10 protein-coding genes and 1 pseudogene are annotated in these 18,105 nt (G+C 33.6%); 4 read left to right on the top strand and 7 right to left on the bottom strand.

Features of this window, described 5'->3' with window-relative positions:
- Positions 1–128 precede the first annotated feature (128 nt).
- Positions 129–2,279 carry a carboxy terminal-processing peptidase gene (locus CLU83_RS18930; RefSeq protein WP_100433047.1) on the bottom strand — a complete coding sequence of 717 codons (2,151 nt, stop codon included), beginning with the start codon at positions 2,277–2,279 and terminating at the stop codon, positions 129–131.
- Between the two features lie 202 nt (positions 2,280–2,481).
- Positions 2,482–4,655: pseudogene (locus CLU83_RS18925) on the bottom strand (carboxy terminal-processing peptidase).
- 211 nt (positions 4,656–4,866) lie between these two features.
- Here CLU83_RS18925 and surE point away from each other — a divergent pair.
- The 3 genes from surE (at position 4,867) to lpxB (ending at position 7,155) form a co-directional block, all read left to right on the top strand.
- Positions 4,867–5,646 (top strand): 5'/3'-nucleotidase SurE, encoded by a 780-nt coding sequence (gene surE / locus CLU83_RS18920; protein ID WP_100433046.1) that lies wholly within the window; start codon positions 4,867–4,869, stop codon positions 5,644–5,646.
- Between the two features lie 6 nt (positions 5,647–5,652).
- Positions 5,653–5,925, top strand: a complete 273-nt coding sequence (locus CLU83_RS18915) for a hypothetical protein (protein WP_100433045.1) — start codon at positions 5,653–5,655, stop codon at positions 5,923–5,925.
- Positions 5,926–6,042: 117 nt separating this feature from the next.
- Positions 6,043–7,155 (top strand): lipid-A-disaccharide synthase, encoded by a 1,113-nt coding sequence (gene lpxB, locus CLU83_RS18910; protein WP_100433044.1) that lies wholly within the window; start codon positions 6,043–6,045, stop codon positions 7,153–7,155.
- 301 nt (positions 7,156–7,456) lie between these two features.
- On the opposite strand, the gene CLU83_RS18905 is transcribed toward lpxB, so the two are convergent.
- On the bottom strand, positions 7,457–9,622 hold the full coding sequence (locus CLU83_RS18905; RefSeq protein ID WP_100433043.1) for a Z1 domain-containing protein: 2,166 nt from the start codon (positions 9,620–9,622) through the stop codon (positions 7,457–7,459).
- Positions 9,623–9,924: 302 nt separating this feature from the next.
- On the opposite strand from CLU83_RS18905, the gene CLU83_RS18900 reads away from it, so the two are divergent.
- Complete coding sequence (locus tag CLU83_RS18900; protein WP_100433042.1) at positions 9,925–11,961, top strand: ComEC/Rec2 family competence protein; 2,037 nt, start codon at positions 9,925–9,927, stop codon at positions 11,959–11,961.
- 6 nt (positions 11,962–11,967) lie between these two features.
- Here CLU83_RS18900 and CLU83_RS18895 read toward each other — a convergent pair whose 3' ends face one another.
- The 4 genes from CLU83_RS18895 to CLU83_RS18880 all read right to left on the bottom strand — a co-directional run bounded on the left by CLU83_RS18895 (position 11,968) and on the right by CLU83_RS18880 (position 18,063).
- A complete protein-coding gene (locus CLU83_RS18895) occupies positions 11,968–12,477 on the bottom strand; it encodes a thioredoxin family protein (RefSeq protein ID WP_100433041.1) in 510 nt (169 codons plus the stop codon).
- A gap of 110 nt (positions 12,478–12,587) precedes the next feature.
- A complete protein-coding gene (locus CLU83_RS18890; RefSeq protein ID WP_100433798.1) occupies positions 12,588–14,072 on the bottom strand; it encodes a peptide MFS transporter in 1,485 nt (494 codons plus the stop codon).
- Between the two features lie 90 nt (positions 14,073–14,162).
- Complete coding sequence (locus CLU83_RS18885) at positions 14,163–15,854, bottom strand: peptide MFS transporter (RefSeq protein WP_100433040.1); 1,692 nt, start codon at positions 15,852–15,854, stop codon at positions 14,163–14,165.
- Between the two features lie 37 nt (positions 15,855–15,891).
- Positions 15,892–18,063 (bottom strand): S9 family peptidase, encoded by a 2,172-nt coding sequence (locus tag CLU83_RS18880; protein ID WP_100433039.1) that lies wholly within the window; start codon positions 18,061–18,063, stop codon positions 15,892–15,894.
- Positions 18,064–18,105: the final 42 nt, after the last annotated feature.

Below are 18,105 nucleotides of genomic sequence, written 5' to 3'. Positions count from 1 at the left end.
TAGGATGCTTTTTTTTGAAAATGTCCCAGCAAAGGCTATAAAAAAACACCTGCAAATGATTTTACAGGTGTTTTTTAAATGTTTTTAGCCCAATCTTGCATTAATTATTTAGCAAGGCAAAACATAACTTATCTTTTAACCAACTTTCCCTTTTTATCTATTGGAATACTAGTTTTTACAATTGATTTTGGCTGCAGATCATCCAGCACATTTAAAGCTTCTTCGACATAAATATCTTTAGCTAAACTTTCATGCCATCTGTCTCTTTTTTCTTTTAAAACTGGGTCATTGACAAACCCCTCTAATTCATACGGCAATGAATTGAATTTTAAATTGTTTCTATAATCAATGATAGGTTTGAACTTCTTGGCTGCTGCTTCTATTTGATTTTGAGCTGCCTTAAATTTATCGATATTCAAGCTGTAAGTATTCTCATTGCTTCTGCTGTCAATCCATTTAGCATTTTCTTCAATTAATTGAAATTGAACATTTTTCTCAATTCTTTGTTTACTATTGGTAATTGCCTGATCAAATTTTGAATCCCAAACTATGTAAGGAGCTGGATCAATTTTATCCCATGGCAATGCATGCGCATCATCACGCTCTCCCATTTTTAAATAAGCATAACGGTCTGGCATAACCACATCGCTGCTTACTCCCTCAAGCTGGGTAGAACCGCCGTTAATTCTATAAAATTTTTGAATAGTTGTTTTTAAGGCTCCAAAATCTCCAAATGAACTATTTTTAACATATTGGTTCAGATCAATTACTCTCTGGACTGTTCCTTTTCCATACGTTTGTTTACTGCCAATGATAATTCCCCGCTTATAATCCTGAATAGCGGCTGCCAAAATCTCCGAAGCAGAAGCCGAAAATTCATTTACCATAATTACTAATGGTCCATCCCATTTTATTTTCTTATCAGTATCATACAGAATTTCTTTTTTAACAGTTGATTTAACCTGAACAATAGGCCCTTCTTCTATAAACAAACCTGCAATGTTTACAACTGCCCCCAAAGAACCTCCTCCATCATCACGAACATCTAAAACAATACCTTTTATGCCAGTTTCTTTTAAGCGGTCTATTTCTTTAGCAATATCTTTAGCTGCATCTCTCCCTTTCCCATCTTTGTTCTCAAAATCAATATAAAATTTAGGCAAATAAATAACCCCGTATTTCAGTCCGTTTTTCTCCACAACACTCGATTTCACATACGTTTCTTCAATCTCAACAATGTCTCTGATAATAGAAATAATCTGTATTGTGCCATCAGTCTTTTTTACAGTAAGACGAACTTCAGAACCTTTTGGCCCTTTTATTTTTTTGATAACATCTGCCAAACGCAGACCTGCTATATCAACTGCCACACCATTGGATTGAGCGACTTTAATGATTAAATCCCCTTTTTCTAATTGCTTCCCTCTCCATGCCGGTCCCCCAGAAATAAGTTCCGAGACTTCGATGTAATCATTTTTCTTCTGCAGCTGAGCGCCAATACCTTCAAATTTACCGCTTATGCTTACATCAAATTTCTCTTTTTCTTCAGAAGCAAAATAAGTAGTATGCGGATCGAATTGAGACATCATAGAATTGATATACAATGTAAACCAATCTTCTCTTTTTAATTCATTCATAAACCCAAAAGAATCATTTAGTGCTTTTATTGAATTTTCTCTTGTTTCCTTTTCCAACATAGCGTCCGATTTTACAACATAAGCCGGATCTTTCAGTTTTTTGTCCTCTTCAGTTTTTTTCTTGTCTGTAAAAGAAGAAAGCACAGACAGCTTAATTTGTTTCCTCCATTTATCCTTTAGTTCCGTATTACTTTTAGCATAAGGAGCTTTATCATAATCTACATTAAAACTCTCATCGGTTTTATAATCAAAAGGACTGCTTAATATCTCTTTAAATATTTTATTCCCTTCTTCCATACGAAGCATCAAACGGTCGTAAGTAAGATTAAAGAAAGTCAAATCTTTATTCGTCAACTGATCATCCAGCACCAGTTCAAATTTAGAAAATTCATTGATATCCGACTGCAGAAAAAATCGTTTAGAAGGATCCAAAGCTTCTATATACTCTTTGTAAACCCCTTTTGAAAAATTATCATTAACCGCTGCAGGATTATAGTGTTCTTTCTTTATTACAAACATCAATAATTCCAATAGCAATTTGTCTTTCTCAGGATCATTTGATTTTTTTGCATTAACTGTAAAGGCAAATAAAGTTACAGAAAGGCAAATTAATGCAACGTGTATTCTATATTTTTTTTTCATGTACTGGTGGTATTGTTTTTTTTGTTTTGTCTTTTAACCGACATCCGCATAATATTTTACTAAAATATAAATTAGTTTTTTTAAACTTAAACAAATCAATTGACCAAAAGACCTTTTATGTCATTATTTAACATATTCAACCAATTATATAAAAAAAACGCTCCAAAAATTGGAGCGCTTCCTTTATAATCAAATGCTAAATTTACGATTTAACTAACTTTCCTTTTTTATCTCCAGGAATAGAATTTTTCACGATTGATTTCGTTTGCAGATCATCAAGTACGTTTAAAGCTTCTTCAACATAAATATCTTTAGATAAACTTTCATGCCATCTGTCTCTTTTTTCTTTTAGAACTGAATCTTTAGCAAACCCTTCTAATTCATAAGGCAGTGAACTGAATTTTAGATTGTTTTTATAATCAAGAATAGGTTTGAACTTTTTGGCAGATTCTTCTATTTGATTTTGAGCAACTTTAAATTTATCAATATTCAAGCTGTAATTATTCTCATTGCTTCTGCTGTCAATCCATTTAGCATTCTCTTCAATCAATTGAAATTGAACATTTTTCTCAATTCTTTGTTTGCTGTTAGCTATTGCCTGATCAAATTTTGAATTTTTATTCCAAACAGTATATGGAGCCGGATCAATTTTATCCCATTTCATTGCATTCTCTTCATCGCGCTCTCCCATTTTTAAATAAGCATAACGATCTGGCATAACAACATCACTGCTTACTCCTTCAAGCTGGGTAGAACCTCCGTTTATTCTGTAAAATTTCTGGGTAGTGGTTTTTAACGCCCCTAAATCACCAGCTGAACTATTGCGCACAAACTGGTTCAAATCAATTACATTTTGAACAGTTCCTTTACCATAGGTTTGTTTACTTCCAATAATAATTCCTCTTTTATAATCCTGAATAGCAGCCGCCAAAATCTCTGAAGCAGACGCTGAAAATTCATTTACCATTATTACCAATGGACCGTCCCATTCAATTTTTTTATCAGTATCGTATAAAATTTCTTTTTTCTTCCCCGCTGATTTTATCTGAACGATTGGTCCCTGCTCAATAAACAGACCAGCAATGTCAACCACAGTAGATAATGAACCTCCGCCATCATCACGTACATCCAAAACAATACCGCTTACACCCGCTTTTTTCAATCTGTCGACCTCAAGAGCTATGTCTTTCCCAGCATCTCTGCCGTCTTTATTTTCAAAATCGATATAAAATTTAGGTAAATAAATTACACCATATTTGTTACCATTCCTTTCAACTACACTAGATTTAGCATAAGTTTCTTCAATCTCTACAATATCACGTATTATAGAAATTATCTGAATAGTTCCGTCTACTTTTTTAACTGTTAAACGAACTTCAGAACCTTTTGGCCCTTTAATTTTTTAACTACATCATCTAGACGCATTCCAACTACATCAACCGGCACGCCGTTACCTTGTGCAACTTTCATCACTAAATCTCCAGCTTCTAACTGTTTTCCTCTCCAAGCTGGTCCGCCTGAAATTAATTCAGAAATTTCGGTATAGTCGTTCTTTTTTTGCAGTCTGGCGCCAATTCCTTCTAATTTACCGCTCATACTCACATCGAATCTTTCTTTTTCTTCTGGAGCAAAATAAGTGGTATGCGGATCAAAACGAGCCATAATGGAGTTAATATACAATGTAAACCAGTCGTCTCTTTTTAATTCACTCATAAATCCAAAAGAATCATTTAGCGAATTCAAAGAGCTTTCTCTTGTTTCTTTTTCTAAAACCGCATCCGATTTAACAACATAGTTAGGGTCTTTTAATTTTTTTTCCGCTTCCAATTTTTGCTTATCTGTAAAAGACGATAATGTAGATAATTTTATTTGTTTTCTCCATCTCTCTTTCAATTCAGCGATATTTTTGGCATATGGAGCTTTATCATAATCAACATTAAAATCCTCATCAACATTATAGTCAAAAGGCTTGTTCAAAATGTCTTTGAAAATTTTTTTACTTTCATCCATACGAAGCATTAAACGATCATAAGTAAGGTTAAAGAAAGTTAAATCTTTATTCGTTAATTGATCATCAAGCTCTATTTCGAATTTGGAAAACTCATTAATGTCCGACTGCAGGAAAAACCGCTTAGACGGATCCAAAGCGGCTATATAATCCTTGTAGACACCTTTTGAAAAATCGTCATCAATAACTGCTGGATTATAATGTCCTTTCTCAATTACAAACGTCAATAATTCCAACAATATTTTATCTCTTTCCGGATCAATAGCTTTTCTTGAATTAATATTAAAGGCAAATAAGGTGACCGATAGGCACGCTACTGCTATGAGTATTTTATAATTTCTTTTCATAAAGCTTACAATAGAATTCATCAATTTTTTAAACTAAGTTACATTAAAAACCATGCCAACTCCCAATTTTGCTGCATAATTTTTTGTTAAAGATATAAAATAGATTTTCTGACATTAAAAAAACTAAGCAGAAAAAATATATTTTATTTGTTCGCAATATAAGATTTTGTGTTAGTACATTTGTTTTCAAATACAATTTTTATCAAAAAATTATTCTTTTTAACTTCCCTCAATGAAAAATGAAAGGCCTTTAATACTAATTACAAATGACGATGGAGTTTCTGCTCCAGGAATCCGAACTTTAATAGAAGTTATGGCGACAATAGGAGATGTTGTTGTTGTCGCTCCTGACAAACCCCAAAGCGCAATGGGTCATGCCATTACCATAAACGACACTTTGTATCTCAATAAAATCTCTAAAGATACAGATGCAATAACAGAATACAGCTGTTCTGGAACTCCCGTAGACTGCGTAAAAATAGCCGTGCACGAAATTCTGAAAAGAAAACCGGATCTTTGCGTATCAGGCATTAACCATGGATCCAATTCATCCATAAACGTTATCTATTCAGGAACCATGAGTGCCGCTGTAGAAGCAGGAATCGAAGGCATACAAGCAATTGGATTCTCCTTATTAGACTACGATTGGAATGCCGACTTTACACAAATCAAGTCCCACATCAAAACCATAACTCTCGAAGTCTTAAATAATAAACTGCCAGAAGGCGTCATCCTGAATGTAAATTTCCCCAAATTAAAAGAAAAAGAAATCAAAGGAATCAAAATTTGCCGTCAGGCAAATGCGGTTTGGACTGAAAAATTTGACAAGCGAAAAACCCCTCAAGGCAAAGATTACTACTGGCTTACTGGAGAATTCATCAATCTGGACAAAGGGGAAGACACTGATGAATGGGCACTGCAAAACGGTTTTATCTCCATAGTCCCCGTACAATTTGACCTTACTGCGCATCATGCCGTACAAAATTTAACCAAAAGAGACTGGATTAAATAAAGAAATATGAATAAAATAGATTTACTCATCGGATTTATAATTGGAATCATTGCTTCTTTCTTAGGAATGTTTCTTTACATCACAATTGTGATGCACTCAGATTTTTTAGTAGGAATTCAAACAATGAAAAACGAAGGCCATCTCGGCAAAATTGTTACTCTTGGTTCCATACTTGATTTAATCGCATTTGCAGTTTTGCTAAAAATGAATAAAGAGCTCATGGCAAGAGGTGTTGTTTTGGCAGTTATTATGCTTACCATTGTTACCTTGTTTCTTTAAGGAAGATACAGATGCTAAGTTGCTGAGATTCTAAGTTTTTTTAATTACTGCCAAAATCTTAGAGTCTTAGAATCTATTCAACAAACACTATCTTTGTTCATCTAAAAAATTACAAAAATGAAATACTATATTATTGCAGGAGAAGCTTCTGGAGATTTACATGGCTCTAATTTGATGAAAGCGCTCTATGAAGAGGACCCAAATGCCGACATCCTTTTTTGGGGTGGCGATTTGATGCAAAATGTAGGCGGAACTTTGGTAAAACACTATCGTGAACTGGCTTTTATGGGGTTTGTCGAAGTGATTTTTAATCTGAAGACCATTTTAAATAATATCACTATCTGCAAAAATAATATTACGCAATTCAAACCAGATGTGATTATTTACATCGATTATCCCGGTTTCAACATGCGGATCGCCAAATGGGCGAAGCAAACCGGTTATAAAAATCATTACTATATTTCCCCTCAAATTTGGGCTTGGAAAGAAAACCGAATCAAAGCCATCAAACATGACGTTGACAAAATGTACGTGATTCTGCCTTTTGAAAAAGATTTCTACGAAGTCAAACATAAATTCCCAGTTGAATTTGTCGGTCATCCGTTGATTGATGCCATTCACAACCAATCGGGTGTTGACACCAATACTTTCAGAATCGAAAATCAATTGTCCGAAAAACCGATTATTGCCATTTTACCCGGTAGCCGAAAACAGGAAATCAGCAAAATGCTGTCGGTAATGTTAAGCGTTGTCAGTGATTTTCCCGATTATCAATTTGTAATTGCGGGAGCGCCAAGCCAGGAATTATCCTTTTACCAGCAATTCATTTCTGGCGAAAACATAAAATTCATTTCCAACAAAACTTATGCTTTATTGCGCAATGCCACCGCAGCACTGGTAACCTCAGGAACGGCAACACTCGAAACTGCTCTTTTCAAAGTTCCCGAAGTCGTTTGCTACAAAGGCAGCTGGGCTTCCTATCAAATCGCCAAACGCATCATCACCCTAAAATACATTTCGCTCGTCAACCTAATCATGGACAGAGAAGTTGTCACCGAATTGATTCAGGACGATTGCTCAACCAAGCGCATCCGAGAAGAATTAACCAAAATTCTGGAACCCAATTACCGCAAAACGTTGCTCGAAAACTATGATTTACTCGAAGAAAAACTAGGCGGAATAGGCGCCAGCAAAAAAACAGCTCATTTAATTGTTGATTCTATAAAGTAATTTTTAGAATATTTTGGGCGTGCTCTCGTTGCATTAAAATTCAAATCATATTGCAACGAGATCGGGCTATCCGCACTACTTCGGTAGCTTGCTTCTATCCCTCACCCGAAACAAACGATGCGGTTAAAAATTTGAGTTTGGTTATTAATTTTGAAGAAGAAGGCATTTGGATTTTTTGTTAACGTGTTGCTTTCCACAAGAGGTTTGGGACTAAATCAGGTTGTTTTTCGGTGTCATTAAATTTGTATAAATAGATACTGTTTTTTTAAATTTAGCCAATGTAACCGGATGGTTTTTATTTTCAATTCATTGTTTCACTTGCAAATACCGCTGGCCTAGAATTCAGAGGTGTCATTAATATTGGCCACCAAAATTCTGCATCTCGCCAACCATTAACCTTTAAACCATTTTGTTTAAGGAGAATTAAGCAAGCAGTTTCATTTGAAACATTTCTTGCAATTCTTCTATCAGTATTACCATCATCAGGTGCATCCGAAAATGTTAGTCCGTTATTTTTTTTTCGACTTAGATTTCTATTTGTTTGTACATAACAATAGATTTTTCCTTTTAAATCTTGATTTGAAATATTTGCTTGAAGTCTTCTTAAAATTGCTTTGAAGGTTAGATAATCCCATTCAAGACCTATGTTCTCATATCTTTCTTCGAATTCAAATGTTGAGTTTATCAAATCAATTAATTCGAAAACCTTTTCAACATCTAATAGAAATGGTTGTTCAAAATTTCCATTTGAAAATTCATTTAATATTCTATCTATTTCAGTAATTGTGGTTTGAATATGTGTTCTAGCTTTTGTTTGAAATCCCACAGGAAGAAATCGTGAGTGTGGTCGTATAGTATGGGTTGATGTAATTAGGATTTTATTAGGTGCACATGGTCTAATTAATCCCTGTTCATCTCTCTCAACAAATACAACACTATTATCCCCATTGTGAATACCTTCTTCAAAAGCATCACGCAAAGCTGAGTCAAATTCGTGCATTGAGAGGAGAGCATTATATATCCTACTTGATGTATAAAGTCTTGTTAATGCCATATCTTTTGAACTTCGGGCTCCATACATTCGAGAATGCTGTAAAACAGTATCTTGTTGAAATGTATTCGGGTTTCTTCCATAAAAGAATCCTATTAAATTGTCAATGGTAATGCCTCTATCAAGTATCTGTCCACCTATAAAAATATTGAATGGGTTGTCAAGCCTTAATTGACCATTTCGATCTAATAAAGCAGCTATCTGATTTTCAGAATTAATTTTTGTAACTCCTACATAACCATCATTTAGTGCTTCTATAACTTTCTTAGTAACTCTTTGAAGAGTAAAAGAATTATCTCCGTTCATCTCAATTGATTCTGCTAAATCCGAATAAGATATTTCAATTAAATCTTTTAAATCTTGACTTTCGGTTGATGCTGACTCAGTAAGACTTGATAACAATGCTTCAACGAGTTCAATTTGCCATTGATGCCTGTCTTTTGTTGTTGATGTGTGTATAATAAAACTGCATTTATATTTTTTTTGATTTAATTCATTTTGAAGAATTCGGATTGAACCGCCAACTAAAAAATTCATAATTGCACTTCGAAATACAGAAAGATTTGGTGTTGTAGTTATATTATTAAGATAACGTTGGTCTCTTCTGTTTAGAACTTCAATTTCATTGTCAGGAACTCTTGTATAAAGCTTAGAATATGGAGATTCTGGATTTTGAGATTCTTCAAAATATTGTTGTCCTCCAATGTAAGCATCGTGAATTGGAACCAAAGATGTAAAAGCGGGCTTAATAGGCTCAAACACATCACTGTTTAATTCTAATTCACCACCTGGTTGCAAATACAAAGAATATGGTGTCGCTGTAACTTGTAAAAAACTGTAGTTATTTTCAAACCCTTGTCGTATAGAATTTATTTTTTGGGCTAATACATTTATAGAAATTCCACTTTGAGCACTGCGGTCTCTTTTAAATCCAATACTTGCAAAATCTGCCTCGTCGTCAACAAATAGTACTTTCTTTTGTGACAAATCAGGGTTATTTATAAATAGTTTTACTAAATGGTCAAGATTGTTTGTCTCTTTTTTTACTATAAAAATGAGATTTTGTTGCTTAATGTATGGTGTCAGTGATGGCAAGCTCATAATGTCATAAACTTTTAGTTCATCATTTTCAATGAATTGAAAAAACTCATTATCTAGACGTTTCATAGTTTGTTCAGCAAGTGCCTTTGTACCCTTCGTGAATATTACGCAAATATTATAACCTCTGTCAAAAGCAAGTGCTATAATTCCGATAAATGTCCTAGTTTTTCCGCTTTGGATTTTCCCGAGCAACATTCCTGGGTCATTAAAATTCGTCCTGTTTTTTGTTAATTCGTCAACTGTTTTCTCAATACATTCCTGTAAATCAGTAGAATAACCTTTAGACTCAATAAAACTCTTATACATTTGGCTCATATTATTCAGATTTAGTTATATTTTTTTAAGCTTAGGATAACTCTTTGAACGTAAAACAAACCTTAATGAATCAACCTATATTTAGGAACTTTAACCGAAAGTTTGTTTTATCCTATTCATTTTCAAATATAGGAATTTACAGCCATAAATTCACTTAATGTAAATTTTGTTTATAATAACTGTTTTTGCTTTGTATTAATCAAACTCAGGTTAACATCTGTTAAGCATCTCTAAGACACCCTTCGCAAACCATAATTAAAAAAAGGTTTTATTTCTTACAAAAATATTTGTATTTTGGCAGTATGAAAGTACTACAATTCCCATTAGCCAGAATCACAACAGCCTTTATATCAGGTATATTCACGGTATATTTCCTAAGACCAATTCCCCCTGCAATATTTGCTTTTTTGGTTATAACTGTTATTATTTTTATCAGTACATATTATTCAAGCAAAAAAAACACCAAATTTCAACTGTTTTTCGGCATCGCGGTTTATCTCCTCGCCTTTTCGATTGGTGCCACTACACAAACTGTCCACACCGATTCGAACCAAAAAAACAACTACACCCATTACAAAAATATCTTCGATACAAAACACACTTTCACGCTAACATTAAGGGAAAAATTAAAAAGTAACGCTTTCAATGAACGCTATATTGCCCTGTTGAATTCGGTTAATCAAGAAGAAGCATCTGGCCGAATTCTGCTCAACATCCGTAAAGACAGCTTGACGCATCCTTTTATCATTGGAAATCAATTAAAAATAAATGCTTCATTAAACAAAAACACTGCCCAAAAAAATCCAAATCAATTTGATTATTCCAAATATCTCGAAAACAAACAAATCTATGCCCAGCTCTATGCTGTCCCAAATGAAATACAGCTCAACTCAGAAATAACAAAAGACATTTGGTATTACACATCGCAATTCAGATCTCGGATTATCCAAAATTTAGAAAAAAACAAATTCAGCAATAAAGAATTAAACGTGGCTGTTGCCTTAATTATGGGACAGCAGCAGGACATAGACCCAGAAACCACACAGGACTATCAATATGCGGGAGCCGTGCATATTCTGTCGGTTTCGGGATTGCATATTGGGTTTATACTGTTGTTTATCACTTTTGTGCTGAAACCTTTTCCAAACACCAAAAAAGGCGCTTTCATCAAACTGTTAATTATACTTGCCAGTTTGTTCCTTTTTGGAATTCTGGCAGGGCTTGCTCCTTCGGTGGTGCGGTCTGTAACGATGTTTTCGTTTGTTGCTATTGGTCAGTATTTAAGAAGAAGCATCAACATTTACCATACACTGCTTGTTTCAATCTTACTTATTTTATTATTTCAGCCTTCCTTTTTATTCGATGTAGGTTTTCAACTGAGTTATGCAGCGCTATTTTTTATCGTTTGGCTTCAGCCTTTATTGGCAAATATCTGGAGACCAAAAAACAAAATCGGGAACTACTTTTGGGACATATTAACCGTTTCATTTGCGGCACAGATTGGCACGCTGCCACTAAGCATTTATTATTTTCATCAATTTCCTGAACTGTTCTTTGTTACAAACATCATTGTGATTCCATTCCTAAGTATTATTATGGGAGTTGGCTGTTTAGTTATGATATTAGCCTCTTTTAACTGGGTTCCTTATTATCCGGCAAAAACACTGGAATTAAGTATTCATTATTTGGACAAAATAATTGGTTTCATTGCTTCATTTGAACAATTCATTATAAAAAACATTCCTTTAAATACTCCCCTTCTGATAAGCAGTTATTTGGTAATTATTACAATGATTATTGCATTGCAGCGGAGAAATACCAAAAGTGTATTCGTAGTATTATCAGCTGTAATAACACTCCAATTATCCTGCATTGCAACCAAATGGGAGATTCAGAATCAAACCGAATTCATAGTCTTGAACACCTCCAAAAAAACACAGCTCATAGAAAGAAATGGAACTACAGCAACTGTATATGCTAATGACAGTGTTTTAAAAAACCTCAAGAACAATGCAATACTGTCTTCTTATCTGACTGCTAATTTCAGCGTTTTAAAAGAACAGCCGAAATTAAAAAATCTGTTTTATTTTAAAGGAAAAAAAATCCTTTTGATAGACAGTTCAATGGTATTCCCCAAGAATATTCACCCTGATGTTTTGCTGCTGACACAGTCTCCAAAACTCAATCTTGACCGATTACTGCAAACTATAAAACCCAAGATTCTTGTTGCCGATGCATCAAATTATAAGTCAGTTCAAAAAAAATGGGAAGTAACTTGTTCTAAACAAAAAATCCCTTTCCATGCAACTGCAGAAAAGGGATTCTTTAAAATCAACTAATATTTTTTATGCTTTTTTAGTTTTTGATTTAGCTTTAGGTTCTGGAGTTAAAGCAGGTTTTTTTACAAACGGATCTGCTGAAGCAATCCATGCGGCAGGACCTCCAGCCACATAACCAGTACTTCCCAAACCTTCAAAATTTATCTTTCCTTCTTTATTAACCTTAGCATTTGCAAAATAAATCGTTGGAAAACCTTGTATCTTGAATACTTCCTGCAATTCGTTATTTTGTGCTTTAACAGCTTCAGGCTGTACAGTCCTTCTAGGATAATCCAATTCTACAAGAATTACATTTTTATTTGCCCATGTACTGAATTCAGGTGTTTTTAATACTTCATTTTGCAGACGGATACACCACCCGCACCAATCACTTCCTGTAAAAAATAACAGTAATGGTTTTTTCTCATTGTTTGAAACTTTAATAGCTTCTTTTACATCTGTGTACCATTTTAATTCTTGCGCTTGAGAAACACTCAGCCCAATAAAAAAGAATGCGATTAAAATTATTTTTTTCATCTAACGTTTTTATTAATTCATTTAAGCAAATTCAAAAACTGAACTTTATTTACTTTAAAAATATATTTCTAATTTACAAATTTATACAAAATAACAGCAAAAATAATCACTTACTTTACTTCTTGCATTAATTTTTTAATTAAAGGCGAGATCACAATCAAGATAACCCCTGCGGCCAGCGAATAAACAGCCAATTGATAATACCCGTCTGTGTATGACTGCAGCTTAGACATCAAAGTTGTTCCGGTATTTGATTTAGAAATCTCGGCACCCAATTTCCCTGCAAATAACTGACCAAAGGCACTTGCTAAAAACCACAATCCCATCATCATTCCAAAGAGTCTTTTTGGCGAAAGCTTAGTAATAATTGACATTCCGATAGGACCTAAACACAGCTCTCCAATTGTTGTTACCAAATAAGCGAATGTGAACACGTTCAATGAGGTGATTCCGTTAACATCGGCAAAAAATTTAGTGTAATAAAAAATATAAAATGAAGCCGATAAAAACAAAAATCCAATTCCAAACTTAATTAATGTATTAGGCTCTATCTTCTTTTTGGCTAACCAAAGCCAAAGCAACCCAACTAAAGGGCTAAATATAACAACAAACAATGTGTTAGAACTGTTGTTTACCGCATTTGGATCAACATTGAATCCAAGCAGATCATGACTTAAATTATCTTTGGCAAACAATGATAATGAACCTCCGCTTTGCTCATAGATTGCATTAAATACTAAATAAAAGAAAATAAACGTAAAAGCGGCAATCATCTTTTTCTGCAATTTTACATCCCCTAATTTTATAACTTCATACAGAAAATAAATAATAGCAATTATACCAATTGTGTACATGAAATAATCCGTGTAATCGGTATTTTTTACCATTATAAAAATAAATGGAATACTTAATAACGATCCTATATAAACCGCAATTTCTCTAAATTTTCTTTTACTTGGCTCTAAATGCAGCAACGGAGAATCCCCAATTGGTCCAAGATGTTTTTTAGTAAACAAAAAAGTAAGCAGCCCAAACATCATGACAATTGCAGCTGAAAGAAAACACAATGGCCAAGAATAATATTTCCCTAAATAAATACACAAAATACCACCAAAAAAACCGCCAATATTAATTCCGGCATAAAACATTCCATAACCTGCATCTCTTCTATGATCGTTTTCATGATAAAGTTCTCCAACCATTGAGGAAATATTAGGCTTAAAAAAACCTGTCCCAATTATTGAAAATGCTAAGCCGTAATAAAACAGATGTTGAGGGGCAAAAGCAATAAGCAAATTTCCTAAAATCATAACGATTCCTCCAAAAAACAATGATTTCTTAAAACCTAAAACTTTATCAGCAAAAATACCTCCAATAAAAGTAAAAGCATATACAAATGCCTGAATAGCTCCATATTGTAAATTAGCCGCTTCATCTTTTAGCAAAAGCTGATCTACCATAAAAAAGGTTAAAACACCACGCATTCCATAAAAGCAAAACCGCTCCCACATTTCAACAGTAAACAAATACCACAATTGCTTAGGATATTTTCCTTTAAAATTTTGAATTTGTTCTAAACTTAAATTCTGTTCCATTATAATTATTTTAAGTGTATAAATAAAAAACATCATCTTTCAGATTGAATCCAAAAGATGATGTTTCCAGTATTTTTTTATTTTATTAAATTATCTGACACCGTGCATCATTTTTTTCAAAAATGGAGTTAATGCAAATAATAATAATGCTGCAAGCCCAGTTAAACTTACAAAAACCATAAAGAATTCAAATAAATTATGAATTTCAAACCCAACAAAAACTGGGTTATGATCCATAATTTGATTTTTGTCCAATAATTGTAATTGTTCAGCTGTTGGTATTATTTTTTTATCCAATACAGCCTGAAGATCTATACCTAATTCTTTTGCTTTTACAAATTTGTCTCCTGTGGCTGGCAATATTGCTCCTAAAGTTCCCGCTAGTGCATATCCAGATGCATTCGACAAGAAAAATACGCCATATAATAAAGAAGAAAAACGTTTTGGTGATAATTTACCTACCAATGACAAACCGATTGGAGATAAACAAAGTTCTGCACAAGTATTCAATAAATACAACAAGATCAACCATTTTACAGCCAATAATCCAGAATTACCAAGGTCTTTTACCTGATTGGCAATCATAAAAAAGCTTATAGCAATTATTAATAGTCCCAAAGCCAATTTAACCGGAGAAATTGGTTCTTTGTCTTTAGCTCTTAATTTATCCCACAATATACTGAATGGAACCGCTAATGCAACAACAAATAATCCATTAAAAATCTGAACCATTGATGCTGGCATTGGCCAACCAAAAAAGTCTCTATCCGTTTGGTTATCCGCAATAAAAGTTAATGAAGAACCTGCCTGCTCAAATGCTGCCCAAAAGAAAATAATGAAAAAAGAAATTATATAAATAACCCAAATTCGGTCTTTTTCAACTTTTGTCAATGAACTGTCAGATAAAATTAAACCTGCCAAAGTTATACCACAGGCATAAATGATTGGATAAATAATGGTTTTAACAACATTATCTCCATCTACTGAAAAATGAAACAAAAAGAACATTCCAATAAAAGCCAATACTGAAACTATTAATGATTTAGTCGAAAAAACTGCACTTTGAGCTTCTCCTTCTTCATAATCAGATGATTCATTTTTAGATGGAAGCCCTCCTAATGGTTTACCATCAGGAGTAACCACATATTTATTTTTTAAGAAATAAAACACCAGCGTCCCTATAAGCATTGCAATCGCCGCTGCAAGAAATCCCCATTTGAAAGCATGAATATCTCTTATGCCACCTTCACTTTTAACATCTCCTACTAATGGACATATAAATTGACCTAAAAAAGCTCCTATGTTGATTCCCATATAGAAAATGGTAAAAGCAGTATCCAATTTTGTTTTTTCCTGTTTTGGATACAAGCTTCCCACCATACTGGAAATATTTGGCTTAAAAAAACCATTCCCAAAAATAATTACTCCTAATCCCGAATACATTATAGCTGTAGCTAACCCTAGATTATCACCAAAAATACTTGCACTGGTAAATAATAATAATTGCCCTATAGCCATTAATAATCCGCCCAGCATAATACAGTTTCTATTTCCAAAAAAACGATCTGCAATAAAACCTCCTAACATTGGAGTCAAATAACAGAGTCCAAGAAAACCTCCATAAATTAAAGAAGCATCTTCTTCTTTCATTAATAAAGAATTTACTAAAAACAGGGTTAATAGGGTCCGCATTCCGTAGAAGTTGAAACGCTCCCACATTTCGGTTCCAAACAGCACCCAAAGCCCTTTTGGATGTGCTGTATTCGTTTTAGTTTCTGTCATTTTTTTGTTTGGGTTTTTGTTTAGGTTATGATTTGGGTTATAAATTTTCCTTGATAAAGTTAGTCATTTTATTATACAGCTGAATCCTTGTTTTCCCTCCATATATACCATGATTTTTGTCTGGATATATTTGAGAATCAAATTGCTTATTAGACTGAATTAATGCTTCCATCATTTGCATCGAATTTTGAACATGCACATTATCATCACCAGAACCATGAATCAAAAGAAATTTCCCTTTTAATTTATCTACATGATTAATTGGCGAATTAGTATCATATCCGCTTGCATTCTCTTGTGGAGTCTGCATGTATCTTTCGGTGTAAATGCTGTCATAAAAACGCCAGTTGGTTACAGGCGCTACTGCGATTGCCATTTTGAAAACATCGGCTCCCTGAAAAATACAGTTTGATGCCATAAATCCGCCATAAGACCAGCCAAAAATACCAATTCTTGAAGCATCTACATAAGAATAAGCTCCTATCACTTTGGCAGCATCAATTTGATCTTCAACTTCATATTTCCCTAATTGCAGCTGTGTTACTTTCTTGAAATCGGCACCTTTAAAACCAGTTCCTCTACCATCAACACAAGCCACAATATAACCTTGCTGTGCTAACATCATAAACCAATAATCATCAGCAGAATTCCATTCGTTATTTACCTGTTGTGATCCTGGTCCTGAATATTGGTACATAAAAACAGGATATTTTTTTGAAGCATCAAAATCTTTTGGCTTAATCAGCCAAGCATTAAGCTCATTTCCTTTGGCTGTTTTTAAAACAAAAAACTCTTTAAAAGGCAAATTATAGCCTTTTAATTTAGAAGCAAGTTCCTGATTATTTTCGATAACCTTAATTTCTTTCCCAGTTTTTGACTCATTTAAACTATAAACTGTAGGCTGAGCTGCGCTTGAGAAAGTATTAATGAAGAATTGGAAATTAGGGCTGAAAGTAGCCGTATTAGTTCCTGTATTTTTAGTCAAACGTATTTTGTTTTTTCCGTCTAATGCTATGCTGTAAACATCTCTGTTAATAGAACCATTTTCTGTAGACTGATAAAAAATGGTTTTTGTTTTTTCGTCGAAACCGTAGTATGAAGTAACTTCCCAGTTTCCTTTTGTAATTTGATTTTTAAGTTTCCCTGTTTTATCATAAATATAAATGTGGTTAAAACCGTCTTTTTCACTTGTCCAGATAAAACTGTTGTCTTGTAAGAACGTTAAATTATCAGTTACATCAACATATGCTTTGTCTTTTTCGTTCAAAACCACTTTTGCGTTAGCTGTTGTCCCGTCAATAAATAACAAATCCAGATTATCCTGATGACGGTTTAAAACCTGAGCCGACAATACATTGCTGTCATTTGTCCATTTCAGTCTCGCAATATAAAAATCCTTATAATTTCCTAAATCAACTTTTTTGGCTATGCTGCCCGCTACATCATAAATATGTAAAGAAACTGTTGCATTTTTTTCTCCAGCTTTCGGGTATTTGAAAGTCTCAATAGTTGGATACAGACTTTTTTGAAAAATTGACATCGAAAATTCTGGAACCTCACTTTCATCAAAACGGATAAAAGCTATTTTTTTACTGTCTTTACTCCAATCAAAAGCTCTTACAAAAGCAAATTCTTCTTCATAAACCCAGTCTGTAATACCATTAATGATAGAATTCTTTTTTCCGTCTGATGTAATTGCTGTCGATTTTTTCGAAGCGACATCATACACATATAAATTATTTCCTTTAGCGTAAGCAATTTTTGTCCCATCAGGAGAGAAAGTAGGCTCCTGCACTTTAAAATCAAAAAGTTTTGTTAGAGTTCTGGTTGTCAGATCATATAAAAAATAATCTGAGGCAAAAGAGTGGCGGAAAATTTTATCAGAGCTACATGCAATTAATAGTTGCTTTTCAGAAGCATCAAACGTATAACTGTCTATTCCGTCTACAAGTGCTGCAAAGTTTTTAGTGTCAATTAGGTTTGACTCTTTTTTTAAGGTAGCAAAATCATAAAGATCAATTTGCATGCTCCTTGTTGCTCTGTCAAAATTCAATACCGTATATTGATTGGTGTTTTGCAACGATTGTAATTCATCCATCCCTTTGGCTCGGAAAGCGCCTGTAAAAATCTCATCAACAGTGACTTTTTGCTGCCCGAATACCGTAATACACAAAAAGAAAAGTAACGCAGTAATTTTATTCAAATACATAATATGGATTAAGTTATAAAAACAACAATTTTAGTGAAATTT

This window comes from Flavobacterium sp. 1, from assembly GCF_002797935.1.
GTDB lineage: Bacteria > Bacteroidota > Bacteroidia > Flavobacteriales > Flavobacteriaceae > Flavobacterium.
Note: the sequence above shows the minus strand (reverse complement) of the source record. Positions and strands in the feature narration are given on the sequence as shown.

Bases quoted from the DNA above. Each gene is read 5' to 3' on its own strand.
- CLU83_RS18930 (WP_100433047.1), bottom strand. From the start codon at position 2,279: ATGAAAAAAAAATATAGAATACACGTTGCATTAATTTGCCTTTCTGTA.
- surE (WP_100433046.1), top strand. From the start codon at position 4,867: ATGAAAAATGAAAGGCCTTTAATACTAATTACAAATGACGATGGAGTT.
- CLU83_RS18915 (WP_100433045.1), top strand. From the start codon at position 5,653: ATGAATAAAATAGATTTACTCATCGGATTTATAATTGGAATCATTGCT.
- lpxB (WP_100433044.1), top strand. From the start codon at position 6,043: ATGAAATACTATATTATTGCAGGAGAAGCTTCTGGAGATTTACATGGC.
- CLU83_RS18905 (WP_100433043.1), bottom strand. From the start codon at position 9,622: ATGAGCCAAATGTATAAGAGTTTTATTGAGTCTAAAGGTTATTCTACT.
- CLU83_RS18900 (WP_100433042.1), top strand. From the start codon at position 9,925: ATGAAAGTACTACAATTCCCATTAGCCAGAATCACAACAGCCTTTATA.
- CLU83_RS18895 (WP_100433041.1), bottom strand. From the start codon at position 12,477: ATGAAAAAAATAATTTTAATCGCATTCTTTTTTATTGGGCTGAGTGTT.
- CLU83_RS18890 (WP_100433798.1), bottom strand. From the start codon at position 14,072: ATGGAACAGAATTTAAGTTTAGAACAAATTCAAAATTTTAAAGGAAAA.
- CLU83_RS18885 (WP_100433040.1), bottom strand. From the start codon at position 15,854: ATGACAGAAACTAAAACGAATACAGCACATCCAAAAGGGCTTTGGGTG.
- CLU83_RS18880 (WP_100433039.1), bottom strand. From the start codon at position 18,063: ATGTATTTGAATAAAATTACTGCGTTACTTTTCTTTTTGTGTATTACG.